The sequence below is a fragment of the Janthinobacterium sp. JC611 genome (assembly GCF_018682595.1).
GTDB lineage: Bacteria > Pseudomonadota > Gammaproteobacteria > Burkholderiales > Burkholderiaceae_D > Janthinobacterium.
Window position 1 is genome coordinate 56,526 of record NZ_JAFLJN010000017.1, and the last position, 26,891, is coordinate 83,416.

The following is a 26,891-nucleotide window of genomic DNA, read 5'->3' on the forward strand; positions in this document are numbered from 1 at the left end:
AATAGCGACGATCAGGACAGGTTGAAACTGGCCGACAGGCTGTAACCCTCGCCATATGCGCTGCGCAGCGGCAAGTCCTGGCCCAGGCCCGTCTTGGCTTTCTTGCGCAAACGATACACGAGCATGTCGACCCGGCGGCCCGCATCGGGGTCTTCGCCGCCCATGCCGGCCACGATGACGTCGCGCGGCACCGGGCGGGTGTTGATGGTCAGCAGGTGCAGGAAGTTGAATTCCTTTTCCGTCAGGGCGATGACGGCCCCCATCAGCTCAAGTTGGCGAGCGCTCACTTTCAAGGTCCACTTGCCTGGCTCGGGCACGGGATCTTGCGGACCGACGCGGCGGTCGAGCGCCTCGATGTGGGCGGCCAGTTCGGGGAATTTGATCGGCTTGGTCAGATAGTGGTCGGCGCCCAGGCGCAAGCCCAGGATGCGGCTGTCGAAGGCGACGCGCCCCGTCAGCACCAGCACGCCGATTTGCGGATACAGCTGGCGCATGCGGGGGATGACGTTGAAGCCGTCCTCATCGGGCAGGCCCAGGTCCAGCACAACCACGCCAACATTGCCATGGCTCAACGCGGTCCACATGCCGCCAGCGGAGCTGGTGATATGGACGTCGTGTTCGAGCTCAACGAGGAACTCCGCCATGTCTTCGGCGTAGTCGAGATTGTCTTCGACGATCAGTATTTTCGTCATTGCAACGCCATTCTTCCGTTAGTGAGCTACCGTGGGCAGACCATGCCATGTACTTCTGCACCATGATGGACGGCAGACCATGTTTACGTCAAGGAATTATCACGGTTGCCTTCAGCGGAAGCAAGGCTTTTCCTTGTCTAGACAGGAAGCGGCAGCCAAATGCGGAAAAGCGCCCCGCCTTCGGGCAGATTATGCCCCTGCAAACTCCCGCCATGCACGTCCACCACGGCGCGCGCCATGTACAGGCCCAGGCCCGCGCCCGGATGCGTGGCATAGCTTCCACGGAAACCTTTTTCGAACAATTGCACCAGTTCTTCCTCCCGCAAGCCGGGCCCCGCATCGCGCACGCACAGCGCCACGCCGCCCTCGGGCACCAGCCTGGCCGACACGGTGATGGGACTGCCCTGCGGGCTGAACTTGACGGCGTTGTCCAGCAGGATTTTCAGGCTCAGGGCCATGCCGGGCACGTCGCAGCGCAGCCTGGCCGGCAAGTCCTCGTCCAGTTCCAGCTGCACATGGTGGCTGACCGGCACGGTGGCGGCCGCCTGCTGCAGCAAGGCCAGCGGCGCGATGCCGTCGGCGGCCCGCTCGCGGCCGATGGCCGCCATGCGTTCGGGCGACAGGTAGTCGTCGATCATGCCCAACAGGCGGTCGACGGCCGTCTGGATTTTCACGTAGCGCTTGCGCGTGGCCTCGTCCGCCTCGGTGGACGTCGAGACGAGGCGCTGGATGGCGCCGTCGATGGTGGCCAGTGGCGTGCGGAATTCGTGCGACAGCATCGAGGCGAAGCGCTTCTGCTCCTTTTCCCGCTCCGCTTCCTGCGCGTGGGCGGCGCTGACGTCGCGCAAGGTGCCCACCACGGTGATACCTCGTCCCGCCGCGGCCGGCACGATAGTGGAATGGATTTCCAGCGCCAGCAAGCGGCCGTCGGCGTGCGGCAATTCCACTTCGCGCAACAGGGTCAAACGGCTGGCGTCGCCGTCGCGCCAGCGCTGCAACCGGGCCGGCACGTCCGCCGCCAGGACCGCCGCGTGTTCGCGCAAGGCGGCCAGGTCGTGGCCCGTCAGGCGCTGCGCGGCGGGGCTGATGTATAGAAGTTCAAGGGTGGTGGCGTCGAGCAGGAAGGCCGCGTCGCGGCCATGCTCGGCCAGCAGGCGGAACTGCGCTTCGCCCGCCCGCGCGCGCAGCAGGGCGCGGCGCAGCTGGACGAAGCGCAGCGCCATGAGGATGACGCCGGCAAGCAGCAAAAGGAGGAAGGGCAGCATGCTTTATACCTGGCAAGAAAGAATCGCCAAGTATAAGCGTGCCGCGCCCTCAATCTTCCAGCGGAGCGAAAATCTGCTGCAAGTCTTCTTGCGTGAGGGCCATCTTCTGCGACTCGCCCTCGGCCAGGATCGATTGCGCCAGCTCCGATTTCTTTTGCTGCAGCAGCTGGATTTTTTCTTCCAGGGTGCCCTTCGCGATCAATTTATAGACGAACACGGGCTTGTCCTGGCCGATGCGCCAGGCGCGGTCCGTGGCCTGGTTTTCCGCCGCCGGATTCCACCACGGGTCGTAGTGGATGACGGTGTCGGCCGCCGTCAGGTTCAAGCCCACGCCGCCCGCTTTCAGGCTGATCAGGAAGATGGGCACGGCGCCCTGCTGGAAGGCCGCCACTTGCGCGCCCCGATCCTTCGTTTCGCCCGTCAGCAAGGCATACGGGATGTCGCGCGATTCGAGTTCTTCCTCGATCAATTCCAGCATGCTGGTAAATTGCGAGAAGACGAGAATCTTGCGCCCTTCGTCGAGCAAATCTTCCACCATCTGCATCAGGTCGAGCAACTTGGCCGAACCGGCCGACTGCTTTTTCGCCGGTAGCGACTTCACGAGGCGCGGATCGCAGCAGACCTGGCGCAGTTTCAGCAGCGCTTCGAGGATGACGATCTGGCTGCGCGCCACGCCCTTCTTGTCGATTTCTTCGCGTACTTTTTGATCCATCGCCAGGCGCACGGTTTCATACAGGTCGCGCTGCGGCCCCGTCAATTCCACCTTGCGCACCATTTCCGTCTTCGGCGGCAGCTCCTTGGCCACATTGTCCTTCGTGCGGCGCAGCAGGAAGGGCTTGATGCGGCGGTTCAGCAGCATGCGGCGCAGCGGGTCGTCCTGGCGCTCGATCGGATGGCGGAACTGGGTGTTGAAGGTCTTCTCGTCGCCCAGCAAGCCCGGCAGCAGGAAGTGGAATTGCGACCATAGCTCGCCCAGGTGATTTTCCAGCGGCGTGCCGGACAGGCACAGGCGGTGGCGCGCGCGCAGCAGGCCCGCGCTTTGCGCCGCCTTGCTGCGCGTATTCTTGATGTAGTGCGATTCGTCGAGGATGACGAGGTGGAAATCATGCTCGCGCAAGGTTTCCTCGTCGCGCGGCAACAGCGCATACGTCGTCAGCACCAGGTCGCACTGGTCGATCTGGTCGAATTGCTGGGCGCGATCCTTGCCTTGCAACAGCAGCACTTTCAGGCTGGGCGCGAACTTGGCCGCCTCGTCCTGCCAGTTGCCCATCAAACTCGTCGGTGCGATCACCAGGGCCGGATGCGTGAGGCGTCCCGCTTCCTTTTCCACCAGGATATGCGCCAGGGTTTGCACGGTTTTACCTAACCCCATGTCATCGGCCAGAATCCCCGCCAGGTCGTGGTCGCGCAGGAATTGCATCCATGCCAGGCCATCGGCCTGGTAATCGCGCAGGGTCGCCTGCAGGCCGGCTGGCGCCGCCACTTTTTGCACGGCACCGAACTGGCTCAGCTTGCGGCCCATGGCGCGCAGCTGCTCGCCGCCCGTCCATTCCATCTGCAGGCCACGCGCCAGCTCTTCCAGGCGTGCCGCGTCCAGGGTCGACATGCGCACGGCATGTTTGATCTTGTCGCTGAAATACAGTTCCCCCAGCGTGTTGAGGATGGGGCGCACCCGGCCCCACGGCAGGGCCACGCGCGTACCGTCCGGCAAGGTCGCCAGCATCTGGTCATCGTCCGCATGGGCTTCGATGACTTTCGGGTTGAAATCGTTGGGCGCGTTGCGGATCAGCTGCACCAGCACGGGCAGCAGCGGCACGCGCTCATGGTTGACGACGATGCCCAGTTCCAACTCGAACCAGGCGTTGCCGCTGTCCGGGTCCTGGTCGTCGATTTCCGCGTACCAGTCGCCCACGTCGCTCACGTCATAGCGGTACTTGGCCGTCTTTTCCACGATCCAGCCCTGCTCCAGCAAGGCGTCGATGCCGGACTCGGCAAAACGCAGCCACTCGGCCTGGGACGGCAGCAGCAAGGCCCCCTTCAAGCCGCTCAAGGGGGCGGAACCCGGCTTCTTGAATTGCAGCTCGGCCAAGGTGGCCAGCGCACGCGCCTCGTCGACCGTGTTTCTCTGGATAATTTCCGTCACCTCGCCCACTTGCCGCACCACGCGCTGCGACGGGTCGAACGAGACGCGCTCGCCATCGTAGTCGTAGGACAGCACGGCGAAATCGCTCCAGCGCTGCAGGCTGCCGTCGGCCAGCATGGCGCTATCCAACAGCAAGACCGGTTGCGCCGGCACGTCCTTGCGCAAGCGCTGCGGCAACGGTTGCGGCAGCGGCATCAAGTGCTGCAAGCCTTGCGCCAGCAGCAGTTGCGATACGCGCACCTTGTCGTTCGCGTTCAGCGGCGGCGCCTGCGCCACCAGCGCCTGCAGATCGGCGAGGGAAATGTCGGAGCCGCCCTGGTTCAGTTCCAGCACGCCGCACGACAGGTTGTCGATGTACCACGGCGGATCGGTGGGCAGCATGTAGTCGATCTGATCGGCGCCATGGTGCTTCGCGCCTTCCGGCGGGTCCACTTGCCAGCCCAGGCGCATGGTCTTGCCTTCGTCGCGCCAGAACAGGCGCGCGGGACGCACGGGACCTTCCTTCAACGGATACACGAGGCCATTGCCGACATCGGCCCAGGAATTGGCCCACAACAGTTTATCCTGCTCGGCCAGCATTTTCAGCAGGGCCGCGCCCACCTTGCCCTTCGGCTCCGTGGCGCTGCCCGTCTGCGAATTCTGCCCGCTGCGCATGGCCACGAAGAAACGCACGAGGTCTTCGTCGGCCGGCGTCAGGAACGTGGGCGGCGCCGACAGCAGGGAAAAGATTTCGCTGATGGGGGATGCCGCCGCCACGTCGCCGTTCGGCCGCAGCCGCGCCTTGTACAGGCACAGGGCCACGTGGCGGCCACCGCTGGTGGGCGCCAGCACGTAGATCAAACGATGCGCGTTGAGTTTGGGATCCGGCTCGGCTATCGTCAGCACGGCCTTCGGATGGGCGGCAGCCTCCACCCGCTGCAGCCAGGTGGCGACGGCATACGGCAAAGGCGCTCCCGGCGCGCTGGCCGGGGCAACTGGGGTTTCACTGGTTTCGTCGCGGGTAAAATCCATGGGGCGCATTTTTGTGTAAAGGTCGTATCCAAATCGGCAACAGGCAATATTATCCGCCATACAGGCGTTGCTGGCTTGATTCACACACGCTCTTTGAGCAGTTTTCATGCGCGATGCCTAAAAAATAAGTATTTAATACGACACTTGGGCCCCGCAGACGGCAAAAAAGGCCCGTCATGGGCCTTTTTTCACCGCCGTTGGCCCGCTTGTCAGGCCGGCACAGTTTCTTCTTCCGCCACGCTGGCGGCCTCGACCACCGGTGCGGTACTCGTATCGGCCGGCGTAAAGTTGCGCAAAAACAAGAAGAACTGGCCCATCATCTGCGTCCACAGTTGCAGATTGATATTCAGGTACTCGCGGCTGACGCCACCGGCGACCAGCACATCCATTTCCAGCACGACAAAATCGCCATGCTGGGCCACGCGGGCGAAGCGCTTGCTGCGGTGCCATTCGGCCAGCAAGCCGGCCGGCAGGTCGCCGCCCTGTACGCGCAGCGGGCAGCTCAGGGTCAGGTCCGCATACTGGCCAGGCGACGCTTCGTTGCCCCACAGCACCTGAAAGCCGATGCCGTGGCTGGCGCTATGCAGGCGCACGACGCCGTCGTGTTCGATGCTGGTCACGGCGCAGCCGGCCGCCTTGATGGCCTCGGCCGTTTGTTCCGCATTCAGGGTGGTCAGCAAGTCGATATTCGTGTGTTCCATCGTCATTCCATTCATTTCAAAAAGTAAAATTATTGGGGGGCCGGCGCGGGAGCGGCCGGCGTGTCACTGGTTTGACGCGCATCAAAGCGGCCCTGGTACAGCTGGTCGCCGTACTGCTGCGCGATTTGCTCGAGTTTCACTCTGCTTTGCGCGGCGAACGGCTGGCGCGCCTTCATGACGTCCAGCACATTCAGCGACTCGTACGCTTGCAGGATTTCCTGCCCGGCCGCATACAGCTGGGAATTCTTGCTTTCGCAGCGCGCCAGGGCGCCCCGCTGCGACGCCACTTCGCCATCGAGGCGCGCGCGCTCCGCTGCCAGTTGCTTGCCCGTCGCGGCCAGCTGTTCGCTGGCCTGGCGCAATTGCGCCAGGCTGGCGGCCGCCTCTTGCGCGGCGGCGCCGCTGCGCTGTTGCTCGGCAGCCAGTTTTTCCCGCTGCGCGCGCTCCTGCGCCAGTTGCGACTGGCTGCGGGCAAGTTCCTTTTTCAAGCCATCGCTGGCGGGCGCGGCGACTGGTGCGGCCGTGGCCACCGGCGCGCCCTTGGCTTTGAGTAATTCCAGCTCGCCACGCGTCTGCTGCAGCTGCGCCGTGACATTGCGCAATTCGGCGCGCAGGCGCTCTTCCATGCTCTGGCCTTTTTGTCCCTGCGCCTGGGCCGCGCCGGCCAGCAGCATCAGCAGCAGAAGCGGCAAGCGCGTTTTGTTGAATATCAACATCATGGCTCCTTAAAAACGCGCGTTCAATTCGATTTGCAGGGTGTCGATCGACAGCGCCGAACCGAACACTTCGCGGCTCGACGTCCAGCGGCCATTGAGCCAGGTATTCTTGTCGAGCGCATACGCGCCGCCCAGGTAATAGCCGCGCGCATTCGTGCCGCCCAGGTGGAAGGTGGAATCGTTGTAGGCGTCAGGCAAGGCATCCGGTTCGATGCGCTTGTAGCCGAGCAAAACGTTCCAGTCGCCGCGCGCCGCCGGGCTGGCCTTGCCCAGGGTCGCCTGCAGCATGTAGGCGTTGCCGCCGCTCCTGAAATCGGCTTGCGAGACACCGCCCGTGCCGCCGAAGTTGTTCATGATGCCGCCCTTGGCGCGCGCCCACATTTCGTTCTTGTCGTAGGCCATGTTGCGCACATAATCGCCTTCGATGCGCAAGTCCGTGCCGCCGGCCACCCTGCTATCCCAGCGCGCATTCAGGTTGGCCAGGCGGAACTTCGACGCCAGGCCCACGTACTGCGGCTGCGGCGTGTTCGCCGGGTCCAGCGGGTTCAGGGCGATATTGCGCAACAGCATCAAGCTATTGCCCTTTTGCATGCTCGAAGGACGCGACCAGTCCGTGCTGCAGCCATCGGCGCCCGCGTACAGCGCGCACGGCTGCGAATACTCGCCGCTGATGTTGCGGAAGTTGTAGTAAGCCAGCGCGCCGCGCAACTGATGGTCGCCATTGATCTTCCACGCGGCGCCCACTTGCGCGCCCAGCAGCCATTTGTTTTCGCTGGACATTTTTGCCTGGCTGCGGCTAGGCGCATTATCGGACGAATACTCGAGCGGAATCAGGCCCAGGGTGCCGAACACGGTGACGTCCTTGGCCGCGCCCACCGGCTGCTGCACCTTGGCGGCGATGCCGTCGAAATTAAGTTCGCTAGAAAACAATTCGTCGCCGGAAACGAAGGGATTGTCGAAGCGGCCCGCCGTCAGTTTCAGCCAGGCAGCGGGCTGGTAGGACAGCCAGGCCTGGTCCAGCCAGATGTTTTTCTTGCCCAGGCCGCCACCGAGGGTTTGCGTGGTGGACACCGGGCTGTCGTCGTTGCCGCTGGCCAGGCGGATGCCCGCTTGCGTGCTGTCGGAAATGTCGGCCAGGATGCCCAGGCGGGCGCGGGCGCGCAGCAAATGCTTGCGGTCTTCGCGCGTGTTCAGCAACGCCGGCAGGGCCAGGTTGGTGTTCGAATTGACGTCGTAGCCACTGCCGCTGTTGAGCGAGCGCCAGTCGATCTCGATATTGCTGTTGGCCATGTCGTAATAGCGCGATTCGTAGCGCGCGCGCACATCGCCTTCGACGCGGATGCGCTTGGTCCAGGCCGGTGTCTCATTCGGCGCCGCCCAGCCGCCCGCCTTCGCTTCGGCCAGCACTTGGCCCTTGATCTCGTCGCGGATCTGCTCGCGCACGGTCTGCGAAATATACGGCACGCGCACGTCGCCCGGCTGCACCTGCGCCAGGGCCGCCGGCGCTGCCGCAGGACGGGCTTGCGCGGCGGCCAGCGCCTCGCTCTGCGCCTGCGCCAGCAAGGCTTCGCCGGCATCCTTGTTCAGGGCGCCGCTCTGCATCAGGCCGCGGATCAGCTTGACCATGGTGCTGTCGGCCGGTGCTTGCGCTTGCACGGCGCCTGCCGCCACGCTCAGGGCCAGGGCAGCGAGCGCCAGCGGAAGGCGGCGCAGGCGCTGTGGGGAAGAAAATAAGGAATTCATTGTTTCTCTCGAAAAAAATTAATATGAATTGGAGCGCTATGGCCGGCGGCCCTTGATCGACACGCGGGCCGGGAAACGCAGGGACGCCGGCGGCCGCTCGTCGGCGCGGAAGTCGCGCACCATGGCCAGCACTTGCTCATCCGTCTGTGCATTGCCCGTGCCTTGCACCAGCTGCACTTTCGTCGTCCTGCCTTCCGCATCGAGCCACAGGTCGACGCGGATATCGCTGAATGCCAGCTGGCGCGTGCGCGGGTCGCGGGCAAAGGCCAGCTGCAGCGCATTGGCCACATAGCGGCCATACGATCCCGCGCCGAGGCCGCCGCCACCGCCGCCGCCCGTCATGCCGCCGCCGCGTCCGGCCTGGATGCCGAAGGCGTCGCTGCCGGCCTGCGCCGCGCCGTCGATGGTGACGGGGTCGCCCTTGTCCGGCGACGGGCTTTCCGGCGCGTCATCCATGGGCTTGTCGGCAGGCGTCGGTTCCGGCTCCGACACTTCCGGCACCACCTTGTCCGGTGTCGGTTCCGGCAGTTTTTCCGGTTCCGGCGGCGGTGGCGGCGGCGGTGGCAGCATCAGCATCGGCGGTGCCGCCACTTCGCGCTTGGTGGCTGCCGTGTCCGACAGCAAATACCAGACCAGCGCGGCCAGCGCGCCGGCCAGCAGCACGCCGCCGGCCACGCCGCCCCAGCGGCGCCACCACTGCGCCGCGCCCGACGATTCCGCGGCGGCCATCTTCATCATCTCGTCACGCTTCACCTTGCGCTCCTCATGCCGGCTTGCCGGTCACCAGGCCCACCTGGTTCAGGTCGATCCGGCGCAGCAAGTCCAGCACTTCGACCACTTTCGCGTATTGCACGGCGGCATCGCCGCGCACGATCACGGGGAAGTCGGGCGTCAGGGCTTTTTCCGTGCGCAGGCGCTCTTCCAGCTCGGGCAGGGTGACGGGATAGGCGTCGAGGAAGACCTGGCCCGCGTTGTCGATGGTGATGGCCTTGGTCTTCGGTTTTTCCAGCGCCATGGCCGAGCTGGCCTTGGGCAGGTCGACCTTGATGCCGGGAATGCTGGCATTGCTGGTCAGGATGAAGATCACCAGCACCACCAGCAGCACGTCGACGAAGGGCGTGATGTTGATGCCGCCGCTACGCTTGCGGGGGGTAAACTTGGCGGAGGTGGCCATGGTTATGCGCCCCTCACGCCTGTTGCAGCACGGGACGCATCTGGCGTCCGTCGCCCTGCTCTTCAGCCAGGCGCGTGGCGAATTCATCGACGAAGACGGCCATGTCGGCGACGATGGCGTCCGAACGCGAGGACAGCCAGTTGTAGCCGAACAGGGCGGGAATCGCCACGCCCAGGCCGGCCGCCGTACACAGCAGCGCTGCCGCCATGCCCGGCGCCACCGAGTTGATGTCCACGGCGCCGGCCATGGCCGCCACGACGAACACCAGCATGATGCCGATCACGGTGCCGAACAGGCCGACGTACGGCGCGCCTTCGATGGTGGTGGAGAGCCAGATCATGCGTTTCGACATGCGCTCGCTTTCGCGCACCATCACGCCATCCATGGCGGCGCGGATGGCGCCGATCGTCGCGTTCGACACGGCGTTCAGGTCGTAGCCGCGGTCGTGGCGGCGGCGCATCTCGTCGATGGCCACGTCATACAAACGCCACAGCGAGGAATCCGTCTTCACGGAAGCGCTCAGCTTGCCGTTGCGCGCCAGGTGGTCCAGCGGCGCGCCGGCCGCCTCGTGGAACGATTGCATGAATTGCGCATTCGCGCGCGAGATGGCGCCATAGCTGCGGCCCTTGCCGATCATGATGATCCACGACAAGACCATCATCAGGCCCAGCACGCCGACGACGATCCACGCGTCGAGCGGCATGGCGGCGATGATGAAGCCGAAATGGCTCTTGCCGGCCTGCTGTTCATCGGCGCCAAACACGGCCAGGCGCGATTCGGAACCTTGCGAGACGGCATCGGCCAGCAACAGGGCGTCGGGACGGGCCGTGCGCGACAGGCGCAGCTCGTCGATGGCGCCCGTGAAGTTGTTCAGGGTGGCGGCGCCGGTGGCGACCGGCGGCGCATCGGCGCCCACCGAAGCGGCGCTGGTGAATGCCGGCAGCGCGGTGGCCAGCGAGACGGCGGGACGGCCGCCCACGTACAGGGCCACGTTGGCCTTGTCGGCCTTGACGGCCAGGTGCGACCATTGCGCGGCCTGGATCGGCTGGCCCGGCTTGCTGCGCTGGCCATTCACCTGCACGAAGGGCACGCCCTGGTCGACGCCGATCAGCAATTCATTGGCGCCTTCGCGGCGCGCATACAGCACTTGCTGCGGGCCCAGGTTGTCGGGACGCACCCAGGCGGAAAAGGTGAACGGCGCGCCGGCGGCCAGCGCCAGCGAAGGCGAGGCGGGCAGCATCAATGGCGCCGTGCCCAGGCGGGCGCCGGCGCCGATGACGGCACCGTCCAGCGCCGGCACGGCCGTCTGGGCATGGTTGCCGTAGGCGGTGCTGTCGCGCGAGGGCACGCCTGGCTCGCTGAAGTGGTACACCAGGCTGTAATCGGGGTCGAAGGTGCGCTGGCCATTGCCGGAGGCGGGCGCCTTCGGATTGCCGTAGTACATCCACAGCTGCTGCGGCGTGCCGGCCGTCAGGGCCGGCACGTCGACCCAGATCAGGGCGATGCCCAGCAGTGGGTTGAACTGTTCGATCTGGTGGTTCAGCACCGTCTTGTCGTCGCCCGCCACGAAGCGCAGGTCGGCGCCGTTGTCGCTGACGCCTTCGAAGTTGAAGTTACCCGAATGCAAGCGCAGCAGCACGGGAATGCGGCCGGGATCGCCGCCCACGGCGCCCGCCTTCGGGCCGGCATCGACGGTGACGGGTTTGCGGTAAGCCCAGTCGGGCTGCCACCAGGCATGCGCCAGGCCGGGAACGAGCGTGCCCAGGATCGTGAGCAGGAATAAGAGACGTCGAAAACGTTGCATGACAGTGATTCTCCGAAGAAAAGTCTAAAAAAGTGCGGTGCTGGTGAGCTGGCCCGTCAGTAGCTGGCAGACAGGTTGAAATTGATGCGGCGCACGTGTTTGTGCGTGCGCGGGCCATCGCGCAGCGGGTAAGCGAAATCGATGCGGCCATTCAGGTAGCGCAGGAACTGGAAGCTGCTGCCCACGCCCACGGACGCCAGGCCGAACAGGTCTTTCTGCTCGATCATCGGATCGCGCAGGCGCAGGCGCGCGCCATCGGCGAAGGCAAACAGGCGCCAGTTTTCCAGGCGGCTGAAATACGTCAGCTGGGGCGTGCGCCATTCGACGGTGCCGGAAATGCCGTAATCTCCCGTCGCTTCGGCCGACAGGTAGCCGCGCACGGAATTGGCGCCGCCGGCGGCCATCTGCTCGCCCGACACGAGCGCCGCGTCGGCCAATTGGCCCGACATGCGCCCGTGCAGCTGCGCGCCGCTGCCCAGGGTGTAGGTGGCGTTGGCGTCGCCCTTCAACACGAGGAAGCTGGGCGAGGCCTTGTAGCGCTTGTTGTCGTAGGCGGCGCTGTCGCTGCCGTAGCCGAACGAAGCGCGCGTGCCGGCCACCAGCGACAGGCCCAGGCCGTACGTCGCCGCGTCCGTCTGCGCAAAGCCGTTGTACGACACGCTCAGGGGCACGTACTTGAGCGGAATATTGCTGCCCGTACCATTGAGCTTCAAGGCTTCCTGGTTATCCTTGAAATCGATACCGGCAGAAAAGCTGTGCCACCAGATGCCGCTGTTGGGCACCGTGTAGTTGACTTTCATGCCCAGCGCGTGGCCCTTGCCCAGCACGCTGGTGCCGCCCGTGCTGGCCACGTTGCTGTTCGACTGGTAGCCGGTCGCTTCCACGCTCCAGCCCTGCGTGCCGATGGGCGCCACGTACGAGGCGGACCACACCTTGGTCTGGTTCAGGTCGCCCGGCGTGCCGAAAAAGCTGATGCTGGCGCTATGCCCCATCTGCCACAGGTTGTCGTGACCGACCGACATACTGGTGCGCAATTTTTTGGTATCGGCGCTGTAATCGTTGTTCAAGCCCACGCTGGCGCGCCACGGGCTGCTGTCGTCCACTTTCAAGTCCACGTCCATGGTGCCGGGCAAGCTGCCCTGCTTGACCAGCGGCATCACCTGGCGCTTGGGTCCGCGGTTCAAGGCCGTCAGTTCCACTTGCGCCTGCGTAAAGTCGGGCACCTTGCCTTCCGTCAGGGCCGGCACTTGCTGGCGCACGTCGAGCGGCGAGTTGTATTGCGCACCGACCACGCGCAAGCGTCCCACCTTCGTTTCGCTCACCTGCAGCACCACCACGCCCTGCTCCACCTGCTGCTCCGGCAAGTCCACATAGACGGACTGGTAGCCGCGCGCTTGATAGGCAGCAACGAGGGCGTCGCGCGCCCTTTCCACGTCCTTCAGGGTGCGGCCCGGCCCCAGGAAGGGCGTCACCGCCTCTTCGATGGCACGCGCATCGAGCACGGTATTGCCGCGCACCAGGTATTCCTCGATCGTCACCTGCCGTTCCGGCGCGGCCACGGCCACCGGGAGCGCGTCCTGCGCGCGCGCCATGCCGGGCGGCGCCAGCATGGCCAGGCACAGCATCGTCAAGGCGGTCGCGGGTGCCGCGGGTGCCGCCCCCTTGCCCTGTTTTGTCATCTCACGCATCTTCCATTCACCTTAAAATCAAACGGTTGCCCTGTGTTGCGGCGCTGGGCCGGCGTTTTTTTGTTGCTAATGCTGCTCTACTGATGCCTAGACAGCCGCCGCGCGCGGCGACTGCCGAATGTCATCAAATGTTCATAAAACTCACGGTTGCAGGCCGCGCCGCTCGTTCGGCGTGAGCGCCTGCAGCTGCGGCGCCGTCAACGGCCCCGCCCCCAGCACCTGCACCACGCCGGCCGGCTGATAGCTGGACGCCTGCGGTTCACCGCCCTGGTGCTTGCCAACACCGGCTTCGTCCGCCTGCTCGTTGCCAAAGCCCAGCACCTTCACCGTGAACAGCGACGGCTGCGCCTGACGCGTGGCGGCCCGTTCGCGCTGCAGCACGTCCTGCGCCGCCGTCACGGCTTGCGAGGCGGCCGCGCTGGCATTGCTCAGTGCGCCCACGTTCACCGAGGCGATGGTTGGCACGCCCGTGGCCTTGCCCTGTACCTGGATGTTTTCCGCGTTGACCACCTGCAAGGCCGCCAGGTTGACGTTGCCCGAGACGCGGATGCCCGCCTCGCCCGCGTCGATGCTGCCCAGCGGGGCGATCAGGTCGATGTCGCCGGGCGGCACCTCCGGGATCGGGTTCAGGGTGGCGATGCCGGCGCCCGTCGTCGGCGTGCTCGGCGACAGGCTGACGAGGCCGATGCTGTCGTAGGCGCGGCGCTGCGGCGTGTAGACGACGGTGGACTTGGTGCCGCGGCCCGCATTGATGTCGCCCGTGGCCGACCAGGCCAGGATGTTGCCGCCGAAGGTGGTGAAGATGCGGCTCTGGCCCAGCAGGATGCTGTCTTTCGCATACATCTGGATGTCGCCCTGTCCCTGCGTCAGCACGCCCGAGCCTTCGCCCGGCGCATAGCCGCCGTCGACGCCGATCAGCGCGCGGCCGCCCGGCACCGTGATGCCGATGTCGCCGCCGAAATCCGTGTGGATGCCCGCATCGTTGACGATCACGTGCGGCACGTTGACGGTCGGACGCCCCGCCTCGGCCCACTCCTGCGGGCTCAGGTAGCGCACGCCCGCCAGCGGCCGCTTGGTATAGATGCCGTCGTAGTCGTTGACCGTGTACAGCGCGCTGCTGAACATCGTCAGGTCGCCCTTGTACTCGATTTTCTTGCCCGCCTTGTCCTGCGCCGGGAAGAGGGTGGCGATGGCTTCGCGGCCGCGCAGGTAGCTGCCGCGGCGCACGCCGTCCGGATCGTTGTACTCGCGCCCGGCCGCCTTCAGCTCGGCAAAGTAGACATTGCTCAGGTACACCTGCTGCTGTTCCTTCGGCAAGGCGGCAAAGAAGCTGCGCGCATCGGTGGCCGGGTCATAGCGAATGCCCAGGCCGCTGTCGCCGCCAAAGCGCGTCGTCAGCCAGTTCACCAGGTGCAGCTGGCTGACCTGCGCGTATTCGCGCGCCAGGTCGCGCCGCACGCCGCCCGTTTGCTGGCCGGCTTTTTCCAGTTCCGCCTGCTTCGTGCCGAGGAAGGCGGTCGCGCCCGCCTCGTCGCCTTTGTAGCCGAACTGGCCGCGCAGCCAGTCGGCCAGGGTCAGCTTGCCGCCGTAGACATACACGGCGCTGCCGGCCTGGTCGGCCAGCGGCCGGCCCGGGTCGGCCAGCTTGGCCGGGTCCAGGTAGCGCGCCGCGAAGGCCGCATAGTCGGGGCCGTTGCGCCCCACGCCGGCGGCCACGGCGATGCCGGCGCCATTGCCGCGCTCGCCGGGACCGGTGCTGACGATGGAACCGAGGCTGCGCAGCTCGCCCTTGTCGGCCATGTACAGGTCGCGTCCGGCGCTCACATTGAGCTGGCCCGGCCCCGCCACATAGAAGGTGCTGTAGCGGATATCGCGCCCGGCGCTGACGACGGAAACGTCATCGGCATGGCGGTGCACGAACAGGTTGCCGCGCGCCGTCGAGCTGCCGGTGACGACCGGCTTGTCCGGATAGTCCGGCCGGCCGACAAAGCCCTGGCTGGTCCATCCGGCCGCGCCTTCCGGCACGCCCTCGACGCTGCCGAGCGGCGTGCCCGAGTTGACGATGTCGCGTCCGGCACGCACGGCCACGGCGCCGCCGCCCTCGTACCACAGGCCCAGGGCGCCGCTGACGCCCTTCAGGTTGCCCCGGTACACGATACCGCCCGTGCGCAGACCGACGATGTCGCCGCTGCTGGCATAGAAACGCGCGGGCAGCTGGCCTGCCGGCACATAGTCGGACACCGTCGGCGGCGTCATGCTGAACAGCGGATACAGTTGTTGCCCGGCATCGCTGGCACCGTTCGGGGTCGAGCCGAACCATTTCAGCGCGCCGGGCGCCAGCGCATTCGCGCTGACGTTGTGCAGCGGCAGCAGGCCGTACCAGACTTTATCGAGGGCGCCGACGAAGCCCGGATTGAACGGGTTCGGCAGCAGGCGCGGGTCGGCGCCCGATGGGGTGATCGGATAGCCGGCCGCATGGATGGAATCGGCGGCCAGCATTTCCAGCTGGCCCGTGCCCGTCTTGACAAATTGCGGCGCCACCGGCGACGGCGCCAGGATCACGCCGTTTTGCGGCATGTCGACCTTGCCGTTCTCGCCCAACCTGCCCAGGCTGGCATTGCCGTAGTACAAGCTGCCGCTGGCGGCCACGGCGCGCAGCACGGACGGCATGACGAAGCGTGCATCCGTCGGCGCGTGGTTGTCGCCGAGCGTCGAATTGATCCAGGACGAGGTGGGCGTCAAGTTGCCGCCCGCGCTGAACAGGTCGATGGCGGTGGCCGGCGTCCACAGCGAGAACCAGCTCCAGCCTTCGCCGGTGCGCGCCACGCCCTGGTAGTTAAACGGCGAACCGTTGCCCAGCTGCTTCACGCGGCCCGCATCGGCCGTGCCGCCCAGCACCAGGTCGCCGCGCGCATCGATGCGCACGCCGCTGTCGCCCGGCACCAGGACAGGTCCGCCGCTGGCAATCGCCGTGCCCGCCGTATAGGTTTCGTACGGCCGCGATTCCGTCGGATCGGCGCGGTCGAAACGCAGTTCGACGCCGCCCACGGCGCCCGCCTCCATGCGCAGCGCGCCACGCAGGTTGGTGAAGGTACTGTTGAGCGTGGGATACTGGCGCTCGAAGCGCGTATCGACATTCGCGAAGTCGCCGTTGCGGTCGAAACTGCGCACCGCGGCGACCGGATTGAGGCCGCCGCCGATGCGGATGTCGAGGTCGCCCCCGCCCGTCAGCAGCAGCTTGCCGTCCGGCGTCACCCTGCCCGTGCTGCCCACGGCCACGTTCAGGCCCTGGCTGCGCGGCGCGAATTCGCCGGCCGGGTCGGCACGCGAGGTCAGCATGCCGGCGTCGCCGCCCGCCTGCAGCAGCACATTGCCGCCGCCCAGGGTGCCGATGCCCGTAAAGCCCGACACGACCGGCAAGCCGGCAAACAGGTCGCCGCCTTCGGGGCGCGCGACGTAGGTGCCGAAATTGACCCACCACGCCGTCGGCACGCCCGCGCCCGTGCTGCCGCTGCCCTGGCGCCACAGCCAGCTGCCGATATCGCTGGTGTCCTGCTGCGCGTTGAGGAAGCCGATGGCATCTTCGCGGCGTTGCGTGGAGGTGCCCAGGGTATCGCCCTTGACGTCGCCCTGGGCGCGCAGCAGCAGATTGCCGCCGTGCTCGGGATACCAGGCGCGGTACAGGCTCTCGCTGCCGCCATCGACGAAGCGCGTCAGCTTGTCGCCCAGGGCGCCGAGCAGCTGGCCCTTGGCGTTCAGGCCGCGCGGCAAGTTGAACAGATCCTTGCCATCGACCAGCGGCGAGGCCGACTGCGTGCCCGCCGTATAGACGCCATACAGCGAACGCATGTCGAAGTCGCCCGCGGCCAGCAAGTCGAGGTCGCCCGTGCCCGTGCGCAGCACACTGAACAGGGGCTGGCGCGCCGGTTCCACATTGGTCACATATTCGGGCGGCGTGCCGTCCGCCACCTTGATCACATAATGGGCATAGTACTCCAGCATGATCTCTTCGCTGCCAAACCACGTCTCGATATCAACCTCGCCTTCCGGCATGCCCTCGCTGATGGCTTGTTCACTGAAGATATATTTGCCCGGCAAACCCGTACCCGGCTTGACCGACGTCTTTTCCCCCATGCCGTAATGCGTATCGGCCAGCATCAGATGGGCGTCCTTCGCATGCGGCCGCAGCGCGCGCGTATCGGCCGCGGCCGTATCGGCGCCGCCCACCAGGCGCAGCGACCACGCTTGCGAACCCTGGGCCAGCATGGGCGCCAGCGCCAGGTTGCGGCCCTGGCTGCCGCTGCCATCCTCGCTGCGCAGCGCCACCATGGTCGCGTCGCCAGGCAGCTTGACCAGCGTGCCGGCTGGCAGCACGCTGCCCTTGTCCAGCGCCAGCGCGGAGGCCAGCACCACGCCATTGATGGCATTGACGCTATCGCCCGTGTCGCGCGGTTGGCCTTCCGGGAAGGGCAAGGCCACGTTCGCCGGCCACACCATGGCCGCCACCTTGGCGGCGCCGGGCAGGCGCAGGCCGGCATCGAGCTGCATGCCGCTCGATAAGGTCAGCGCCTTGGGCAAGACGGTGCCGGCCGCGTACAGCACGCTGCCGTCGGCATTGCGCACGGCGCCGCCCAGCACGCTGCCTGCTGGCAAGTTCAACTCCGCCGTCAAGGTGGCGCGCGCCGCCAGCAAGGTGCCGCTGCGCAGCTCCATGGCTTTCATCGGCACGGCGAAATTGACGCTCGTGCCCGATTTGAAATACGTGTCCTCGGCCAGGGTCACCAGGTTCGCGGCGGGCACGACGACCTCGCCGCCCCACGGCAGCCGGCCTTTCACCAGCTGCCAGCCCTTGTCATCGACCGTGACGGGCAGGGTGCGGGTATCGAAACCATCGGTGATGCTGCCAAAGACGCTGAGCTTGCCACCGGCGCGCAGCACCAGCGCACCGGCCTCGCCCGAGCCGTACACGCCGCTCAGGCGCGCCAGCGGATTGACGCCGTCGTAGCGGTGGCCGGACAGGTCGATGTCGCCATCGACATGCAGGTCGCCGCCCGGCGTGGCGCTGACGATCTCGACGCCGGGACGCAGGTGGAAGGCGTTCGCATCGCCGCGCAAGCCGCGCAATTTGTTGTTCATCAAGTTGCCGTTCGCCAGCGCATTGACCATGAAGGCCTGGCTGTCCCCGTGCTTCTCGTCCAGGTAAGCCTGGTTGATGCTCTGGTAGCTGCGGCCGTCCGCATCCTTGCCGGCGCCAGCCGGGGCATCCTTGTACTGCCAGAAGGCGTTGACGTTGACGGTGCGCGCGCCGGCGATGTTCAGTGCGCCGGCCGCATCGATGTCGATATCGTCGCCCGTGGCGCCGCCGAGGCGGCGCGCGTTCAGGTCGATGCTGCCGTAGTTGCCGCCGCCTTTGCCTGCCTCGCCGCTGCGCAGGTCGAAGCGCGCGCCGTTTTCCAGGGTCAGGCGGCCGCCAGGCGATGCCAGTTCGATCACGGCGCGGTTCGGCGCCTCGATCACCTGGCCATAGCTGTCCGTGCGCAGCAGCGTGCCGTGCGCATCGAGCACGGCGCCGGACTGGATGGTGACGCCGTCGCGGCCGGCCAGGCGGATGCTGCCCACCTGTTCGCCGCTGGCGTCGATGCGGCCATGCACCGTCAGGCTGCCGCCGTCGACGGAGACGCTCACTTCGCGCGCCTTGAGCTCGTCGCCGATGGTCAAATTGCCCTGCTTGAGCTGGAAGCTGCGGCTGCCGTACACCTTGCCCGTGTTCAAACGCTGGTTCAGGCCGGCGAAGTCGCCGACATGCTGGGCGCGGATGTCCACGCCGCCGGCCGCGTAGCCTACCTGAGTGCCGCCCGCGTCATAGCTGCCGCTGGCGCCGCCCAGCAAGGTGCCGCGCAAATCGACGCTGCCGGCAGCGTCACCGGTGGCTGTCGCGCTCAGCTTGCCGGCGCGGTTGTTCACGGCAGACACGTCGATCACGGAGGCGGCGGCCTGGCGCACATCGCCTTCGCGGCTGTCGAGGATCACATCGCCGCCCCAGCTGTACTTGCTGGTGTCGTAGAAATCGATCTTGCGGCCCGCCAGGTCCAGCTTGGCCTTGTCGCCCAGCAGCACATCGCGCTCGGCCGACAGGGTCAATTTTCCGCTTGGCAAGACCACCGACGTATCCACGCTGACATTGTTGCCGCTCAGCGCCACTTCGGCGCCCAGGGCGCCGGCCAGCGCCGCATTCGTCGGCGTGGCGGCGGCCGCGCCTGCCGGTGCGCTCACCTTCAGGTCGCCGCCCGCCGTGATGCGGTTGACGGAGCCGGCCGCGCCCGTCAGCAGCGGCGTATTGATCAGCAAATCGCCGCCGCTGTAGCGGTAGCCATTGGTGGCCGTATCCCACGCGCTTTGCGACTGGTAGACGGACAGGCTGCCCTTGTTGTTGGCCGTCAGCTGTTCGCTGGCGTTCAGCGCCACCTGGCCGAAGCCCAGCACCAGGCGGTCCAGCTTGTGGATGGTGTCGGGACGGCTGTCCGGCGTGAAGCCGAACTCGATGCGCTTGGCATCGACCTGCAGGCGGCCGCTGCCCGTGCCGGGGCCATTCGCCACCACGGCGCCGGGCGCGTTCGTCGCGCCCTGCCATACGAGGGTGTCCGTGTGGATGCGCGCCAGCGCGTCCGCGCCGCCATAGCCGTAGATGGCCGGCGTATTGAGCACCAGGCGCGACAGCGACGACTTGCCCGTGGCCGCATCGATGGTCGACAGCTGCGACGAATCATAGAAGTTGAAGGAGTTGCGCGCCGTCAAGCCCAGGCTTTCCAGCGCCGGTGCGCCCGTGCTGGTGTCGCCGCGCAGCAGGCGGTCGAGCACGCCCTGGTTCAGCGCCAGGCCGTCCGGCAGGGCGCCGCGGGCGCTGGCGTCCGCCAGCGAGGCCTCGCTGCCGACATTGATCGCCCCCATCGCCAGCACCAGGTTGCGCGTGCCGTAGCGCACGTTGTCGCGCAGCGTAAACGCGCGCTCCGTCACGGCGGCGATGGTGCCCTCGGAATACAGCGAGGTGCCGCCGCCGCAGGCGCCGTCCGCCTTCCTGCAGGCGCCGATGTCGATGATGCCGGGGCCATACGATTCGGACGATGGCGCGGCGGCCGGCAGCATGTCCAGCCAGCCGTTCGAGACGGCCAGCACGCTGCCCATCGGCTGGTACACATAGCCGTCGCGCGAGTCCCAGGCCGCCTTGCCGCGGCCCAGCGTATTGATGCCGGAACCCTGCTCGAGGATGATGCCGTCGTCTTTTCTCGCCGTCACCAGGAACACTTCGGCCGCCTTCAGCACGGCGCCGTCGCGCAGCACGATGCCGCCCGCCGATTCGTTGATGGCGGCGATATTGGCGCGCTGGTTGCTGCCCGTGGCGAAATCGCTGTAGGTCACGCGCGGCAAGCCGCCGATGCCCACGCGCTGGGCGCCGAAGGCATTGATCTGCGACGCATGCACGGAGACGCCATCGAAATCGGCCAGCGGCGCCGTGCCGTCGGCCAGCACTTCGTAGCGCGTCGATGCATGGGTTCCCGTGCCCAGCAGCAGGGAGCCGCCGAAACCGCCCTCGGCCGGCGCGTAAAGGGTGCTGCCATCCATCATCAATGGCGTATGGTTGTTCTCGACGCTGTGCAGGGACGGAGCGATCAGTTGCAGCCGCACGCCCTTGGCGTCGCGTTCGAGCATGGCGCGCGGCACGCCGTCGCGCGTGGCCTGCGCCACGGCGAAGGCGGCATAGCCCGTTTCATTGTATTGCGAATAGCTGCGCAACACGTCGGCCGGCGTCAGGATGGCTTGCTGCGCCACCGCGTCGCGGAACGCCGTGCCCGCCACGCCCGTCTGCGCCGCCGTGGCAAACGAGCCATTGCGCATGGCGATCGTGCCGCCTGTCTCGACGGCGCCGGCCAGGCCATTCAGTTCCACGCGGAATGCACCGGGCAGCAGGGCGAAAGTCGATGGCAGCAAGGTGTAGGTGCCGGCCGCCAGGCCGGGCACGCCCGCGGCTATGGTGATCTGGCGTCCCACGGCGGGCTTGCCCGCGCCTTGCTCGGCCGTCAAAGGCGCCACGTCCGGCTGTACGCCGGGAATGATGGCGTACACGGGATTGGTGTTCAGGCCGGGCAGGGTGAAGCCGCCGTTCGGCTTCATCTGCACCAGCGGGTTGAGGCGCGCATCGGTGGAGCCGCCGCGTCCGGCCAGGAAGGCCGCGCCCGTCAAGGTGCCGCCGCCCGACAGGTCGAGCACGGCGCCGGCCTGCACGTCGATGGCGGCGCCCGTCAAGGCAATCTCGGGGCCGTTGCCCACGCCCTTGAACACGACGTCGTTGCCGTCATACAGGTAGCTGAGGCCATCGAGCGTGCCGCCGTACGGCATCGTCAAGCCTTTCGCGCTGACGGACGTCAGGCTGCCTGGCAACAGATTGACATGGCCCGTATTGGCTTCATAGCCTTCGGCGCCCAGCTTGATCTGGCCCAGCGGCGCGCGCAGCACGCCATGCTGGTTGATCGTGGGGGCGACCAGGCTCAGGCTGCCAAACACGGAGAACGGCTGGTTCGGCGTGGCGCTGCCGGCGCTGCGCCCGATATCGAGCGTGCGCAGCGGATCGAGCGTGACGCGGATGATGCCGTACTCGTCGATGGCGCTCTTCTGGCCCACCGTGACCATGCCGCTGTCGCCCGTGGCCGGGTAGATTTGCGCGGCCGCCAGGGTGGCATTGCCCGGCTGGTACAGGGCGGCGCTGTTCGACAGGCGCATGTCGCCGCGGCTGTTCAGGGTCAGCTGCTCGAAGGCATCGCGCTCGACCACCAGGTCGGCGCCGCTGCTCTGCGCGATGGTGCCGCGCGTGCCCATGTTGACCTCGCCCGCGATGTCGAGCATGCCCGCATCGATCTGCAGCAGGGAATCCTCGGCCACCAGCGGCACGCCCAGCATGCCGCGTCCCGCGCCCAGGTTTTTCGAGCCTTTCACGGCATTCGGCACGATGTGGTCATCCTTCTGCGCACGCACGGCCGTGCCCAGGCGCACATACGGCGCCGTCAGATGCACCTGGCTGGCAAGGCTGGTCGGCTTCTCCTGGCCATCGGGCAAAGGCTGCTGCGCCAGCCCCAGCGAGGTGGCGCTCAGGCGCAGGCTCTGGCCCAGCGACAGCTTGACGTCGCCGTCAAAACCGAGCATGCCATTCACATGCAGGGCCAGGTTGTCGAAGCCGCCCGCCTGCACGCGATCGACGCCCAGGCGCGCGCTGCCGTAGCGCAGCGCCGCATCCTGCTGGCCGGCGCGCAGGTCGACGGGCAAGGCGCTCTCGCCCTGCACCTGCGCCAGCAGCATTTCGCGCGGCACGCGCACCACGTTGTCTACGTTGCCGCCTTGCAAGTTATAGCGGTCGACCTTGCCGTAATTGGGGGTGTCCAGCGCCAACGCCAAGGTGCCGCCGGCCGCACCGGCGCCACCGGCCGCGGCGCGCAGGGTGCCGTCGGCAAAGATGCCGTTGTACGAACTGAGCGCAATCAAGCCGCCGTTGCCGGCCACGTTGACGGCGCCCTGGTTCGGCAAGTCCAGTGCGGCTTGCGCGCCGCTGGCGTCGAGCAGGGCGCCCGGACGCACGACGACAAAGGCGTCGGCCGCGTCGACGCTGGCGGCGTCAGCCTTGTAGCGGGCGCCGATTTCGATGCTGCCGCCCTGGTCCGCGCGGCCATAACGGCCGCCGCGCATGTCGGTGGCGACCGTGGCGCGCCCCGCCACGTCCAGCACGGCCTTGTCGCCGATCCAGATCGACGTCGCTTGTCCCTTACCGTTCGGCAAGTCCACATCATTGCCCGTGCCAAACGTGCCGGGCAGGATGGCGATCTTGCCGCCCCAGGCGTCGAGCCGCCCATCGACGGTGATCTGGTCGTTGCCCGTCAGGTTGATCTGGCGGCCAGGATCGACCTGGATGACGGCGCCCTGGGCCACCGCCAGGGCGCCCTTCACGTGCGGGCTGCCGGCCGTCAGCGACAGGTTGGCGCCGGCGCGCTGCGTCAGACGGGCCTTGCGCGCATCTTCCTGGTACAGCTCCGGCGTCCACAGTTCCAGCGCGGCGCCCGGATCGGTGCCGCCCGCCACCGTATGGCCCGCGGCGGGATTGAAACGCAGCACGGGCATGGTGACGTCGATATGCGCATCCTTGACCACCACGACGCCATCGCGGCCCGTGATGGCGTAGTCGGCAAAACCGCTCTGGAACAGGCTGGCGTCCAGCGCCAGCATGGGCTGCACGGCAACGTCGCGTCCCAACGTGACGCCGGCCGGCAAGCGCATGCCGCGCGGCGCGCGCAAGTCGTCGCTCGCGATGCTGCCAGCCGCATACTGCGTCGTCACCGGCTGGATCGGCAAACCGTTCGGAAAGACCGCCGCCGAGACCACGAAACCGGCAGGCAGGCCATTGATGGCCGTCAACACGCTACCGGCCGGAGCGATGGAGCCGCCCCAGACCGATGTGCCGCCGGCGGTGACGACAGAGGCGCCCGGCGGCACCAGCAGATCGGCCCCCAGCACCAGCGGTTTCTGCGCCGACACGTCCACCGTCACGGGCTTGTCCAGGCTCTGGCCCGGCTTGATCAAGCTGGTGCTGAGCGCGAAATCGAAGGGAATCTTCTCGCCCTTGGCGATCAGGAATTCATCGGCCAGGCGCAGGGCCAGCGGCGAACTGCTACCACCTGGCAACACGTCGCCGTCGAGCAGCGTGCCGCCGATGCTGACGGCCGCGCCGCTGTCGATCACCAGGCGTCCGCCGCCTTTCACGCCATGGCCGCGCAATTCGCCGTCGAGCTTGAGCATGGCGCCCGTCGGCGCCTTCTCCGTCGGCAGATCGACCGCCAGGGTGATGTCGCCGCCGCGCCCGCCCTGCAGGCTGCCATTGCCCATCAGGGCCGCGCCGGACGAGACGTCGATGACGCTGCCGCGCGTCAGGTCGATGCCGCCCGAGCTTTTCAGGCTGACCTTGCCGCCATTCACATACGGCAAACCGGCGACGGCGCCCGGATCGAGTTCCAGGTTGCTCCACACGCCGCGCGCATCGAGACGCACGCCGGGCGCCACGCGCACGCCGGCCGTTCCCGTGGGACGGATGTCCGGCACCAGCTTGCCTTCGGCCCATACCGCGCCCGCGTTCGCCAGGTAGCGCGAGACGATGTCGCCGGCGGCGATGCTGCCGCCGCGCGCGCTCACGTTCGCTTTCAGCGCCACGTCGGTGGCGTGCAGGGCGATGTCGCCGCCATCGGCCACGCGCACGTCGGCATTGACGTCGAGCTTGTCGTAGGCATAGATATTGAGCGCGCCCAATTCCAGCCCGTTGAGCCAATCGGCGTCGAGCTGCAAGGTCTGGCTGCGCGCGGCCGGCAAGGCGGCATCCAGCAACTGGCCATCGGCGATGCCGGCCACCTTGCCGATTTGTACCTTGTCCAGCACGGCTTGCGGGCTGTCGCGCAACTGGCCCGTCTTGGTATCGAAGACGGGCGTCATTTTGCCGACGATCAATTGACCGGCGCGCGCCGCCGACGTCTGCGCCTGCTTGTAGCCATCCACGCCGTCGTCGCGCTTGCGCTGCTGGCGCTCGCCCTGGAACACGGACGTGTCGATATCGCCTTCCAGCACGGCCGCGCCCGTGGAAACGATCAGGCGGCCCGCATCGCGGCCCACCGTATAGCCGTTTTCCAGGCGTTCGCGCGGGCCGATCAGGGCATTCGCGTAGGTTTCCGTCGTGTTCGCGCCCCAGCGCGCATGCGTGCTTTCATAGCCGCGGTACAAGCCCGTGTACAGGTTGTCGCCCGGCGCCGTGCTCAGTTTATACATCGCGCCATCGGCGCCCTTCAGCCACGTCTGCTTGACCATGCCCGTCTGCACGTCCAGCGAGCCGCCGGCGATGTTGATGCGCGAGCCGGCCTGCGTCACCACTTCGCCGCCGCCAAAGCCGACGGTGCCGCCCTGTGCCGCCCATTCACCGATGCCGTGGCCGCTGGTGTTCAGGTAGCCACTCACTTCCAGCAAGCCGCCGGCCGTGTACCAGCGGTCCGTGGCATAGCCATTCGTGCCGGCCGGCACCAGCACCAGGTCGCGGCGGTCGACCCACACATCGCTGTTGTTCAGGTATTTGGCGTCGCGGCTGCCGGGCGCGTCGCGCTGCTCGTTGCCCTGCACGTTGATCAGCACATTGTTGCTGCTCATGTCGACCTTCACGCCGACGGCGCCGGAGACGTCGATGGCGGCGTCGCGCGCCACGTGGCTGCGGCGGGCCGCGTCGACCAGCACCTGGCCGCCCGTGGCGAGGGTCAGCGAATCGCCTTCGAACTCCACGTTGCCGGCGGACACGATGCGCACCAGCGACTGGTCGCGCCGGTCCAGCGGCGTGTCCGTTCCCTTGCCCGTGTCTTTCAGCAGGGTGTCGCGCTGCACATCGAGCGCCGTGGCGCCGTTGTCGTCGATCAAAATGGCGCTGACGCTGCCGCGTCCCATGGTGACCTTGGCGTCGTCGCCCGCCGCCGCCAGGTGGATGGCGCCGCGGCCGTTGACGGAGGTGCTCGACAGCAGCACGCCGTCCTGGCGCAGCGTGTTGCCGCTCAGCGTGATGTCGCCGCCGGCCGACTGGATCAAGCCGCTGTTGACGACGGCGCCGGCGTCGCTGCCGGCCGCGCGCAGCATCCCGACTTCATTGCCGCGCGTGCTCGAATACTGGTTCTTGTCCGTGCCCTGGCCCGGGCGCACGACGATGGCGTCGCCGGCGGCCAGCGTGGTCTGGCCGTTCGGCGTGGTGATGGCGCCCGCGTTGTCGACGCCGCGGCCGGCCAGCAGCACATAGCCGCCGCCTTCCGTCACCGTCTGCGGCTTGCGCGTGTCGATGCGCGCGCCGGCGGCGACGACGACATCGGCCTCGGCCTTGCCATGCTTGAAGGTATTCTGCTCCAGCAACAAGTCATTCGCAAAGGTCGGCACGGCGCCCGTGCCCTGCGCCTTGCCGTACAGGCCGCTCTTGAACTGGCTGTCGCTCATGCCCATGGCGGCGGCCGCCAGATTGCGCGTATCGACCTGGCTGCTGCCCGTAAACACGATGCCGTTGCGGTTGACGATCATCACCGTGCCGTCGGCCTTGATCTGGCCCTGGATCTGGCTGGGGCGCGCCAGCGGATCATTCACCCGGTTCAATACGGACCAGTTCGATTTCTGGTCGAATTGCAAGGTGGTGTTCTTGCCGACGTTAAAGCTTTCCCAGTTCAGTATCGCCTTGTCGTCCGTCTGCACGACCTTCACGACGGTCTTGCCGTCGGCCTGGGTCTGCACCGGTCCCTGGGCATTGAGCCAGCCAGCCGTCAGGCTGTTGCTGTCGACCTGCAAGCCGCCCTTGACCAGGCCATCGGGAGCGCCGCCCGCCGCCAGCGCCGCCTGGCGCGCGGCTGCCTGCACCGCCTGCTCGGCGGCGATGCCGCGCGCGGCCAGCAACAGGTTATTCAGCGATTGCTGCAGCTTGCCTTCCGCCTTCTGCTGCTGCAGCAAAGGATTGTTCAGCGACGTGGCCGGCTGGCCATTCGGCAAGCGTCCCGTGCTGGCGGCCGTCCCCTGCTGCGCGCCCTTGCCGGCAAACCAGGCGCCGCTGAACGGCTGCTGCGCCTGCGCGCCGCCCGCCTGCAGCAGCATGGCGATGGCCAGCGCCAGCGGTTTCAGGCGCACCGGGAGACCGGTCCGGTTGCCCGCCATGGCGGAGGAGGATGCGTGTTTCGTGACCGACTTGCTTCGCTGCATGGCGACATTCCCTTTTCATGTTCCGTTGCTGACCGATATCGCGAGGCGGCGCGCGGCACGCACGGGGCGGGCGGCAGGCACTGATTCGCGGCTTCCAGCAGCATTGACAGGGAACAAGGTCCGGGACTGCAAAAGGTCATGAAAATGTCATAATTGGCGGCAT

General features: G+C 67.1%; 11 protein-coding genes. All 11 read right to left on the minus strand.

The features are described 5' to 3' along the window. Positions 1–11: 11 nt before the first annotated feature. The gene (locus J0O65_RS12300) at positions 12–692 is read right to left on the minus strand and encodes a response regulator transcription factor (protein WP_215407113.1); all 681 of its coding nucleotides are present in this window, start codon (positions 690–692) and stop codon (positions 12–14) included. Between the two features lie 137 nt (positions 693–829). Beyond that, positions 830–1,957: a PAS domain-containing sensor histidine kinase gene (locus tag J0O65_RS12305; protein ID WP_215407115.1), complete on the minus strand. Its 1,128-nt coding sequence runs from the start codon at positions 1,955–1,957 to the stop codon at positions 830–832. A gap of 49 nt (positions 1,958–2,006) precedes the next feature. Continuing rightward, positions 2,007–5,111 (minus strand): DEAD/DEAH box helicase, encoded by a 3,105-nt coding sequence (locus J0O65_RS12310; RefSeq protein ID WP_215407117.1) that lies wholly within the window; start codon positions 5,109–5,111, stop codon positions 2,007–2,009. 209 nt (positions 5,112–5,320) lie between these two features. After that, positions 5,321–5,812 carry a YbjN domain-containing protein gene (locus J0O65_RS12315; RefSeq protein ID WP_251373704.1) on the minus strand — a complete coding sequence of 164 codons (492 nt, stop codon included), beginning with the start codon at positions 5,810–5,812 and terminating at the stop codon, positions 5,321–5,323. 29 nt (positions 5,813–5,841) lie between these two features. Beyond that, positions 5,842–6,528: a hypothetical protein gene (locus J0O65_RS12320; RefSeq protein ID WP_215407121.1), complete on the minus strand. Its 687-nt coding sequence runs from the start codon at positions 6,526–6,528 to the stop codon at positions 5,842–5,844. A gap of 9 nt (positions 6,529–6,537) precedes the next feature. Then, positions 6,538–8,271, minus strand: a complete 1,734-nt coding sequence (locus J0O65_RS12325; protein WP_215407123.1) for a putative porin — start codon at positions 8,269–8,271, stop codon at positions 6,538–6,540. Positions 8,272–8,307: 36 nt separating this feature from the next. Further along, positions 8,308–9,024 (minus strand): energy transducer TonB family protein, encoded by a 717-nt coding sequence (locus J0O65_RS12330; protein WP_353056188.1) that lies wholly within the window; start codon positions 9,022–9,024, stop codon positions 8,308–8,310. A gap of 10 nt (positions 9,025–9,034) precedes the next feature. Further along, positions 9,035–9,445 carry an ExbD/TolR family protein gene (locus tag J0O65_RS12335; RefSeq protein ID WP_034753784.1) on the minus strand — a complete coding sequence of 137 codons (411 nt, stop codon included), beginning with the start codon at positions 9,443–9,445 and terminating at the stop codon, positions 9,035–9,037. A gap of 13 nt (positions 9,446–9,458) precedes the next feature. Beyond that, positions 9,459–11,249, minus strand: coding sequence for a DUF2341 domain-containing protein (locus J0O65_RS12340; RefSeq protein ID WP_215407124.1), 1,791 nt, complete (start codon positions 11,247–11,249; stop codon positions 9,459–9,461). Positions 11,250–11,305: 56 nt separating this feature from the next. Continuing rightward, positions 11,306–12,937 (minus strand): ShlB/FhaC/HecB family hemolysin secretion/activation protein, encoded by a 1,632-nt coding sequence (locus tag J0O65_RS12345; RefSeq protein WP_215407125.1) that lies wholly within the window; start codon positions 12,935–12,937, stop codon positions 11,306–11,308. Between the two features lie 141 nt (positions 12,938–13,078). Next, complete coding sequence (locus J0O65_RS12350; protein ID WP_215407126.1) at positions 13,079–26,728, minus strand: filamentous hemagglutinin family protein; 13,650 nt, start codon at positions 26,726–26,728, stop codon at positions 13,079–13,081. Positions 26,729–26,891: the final 163 nt, after the last annotated feature.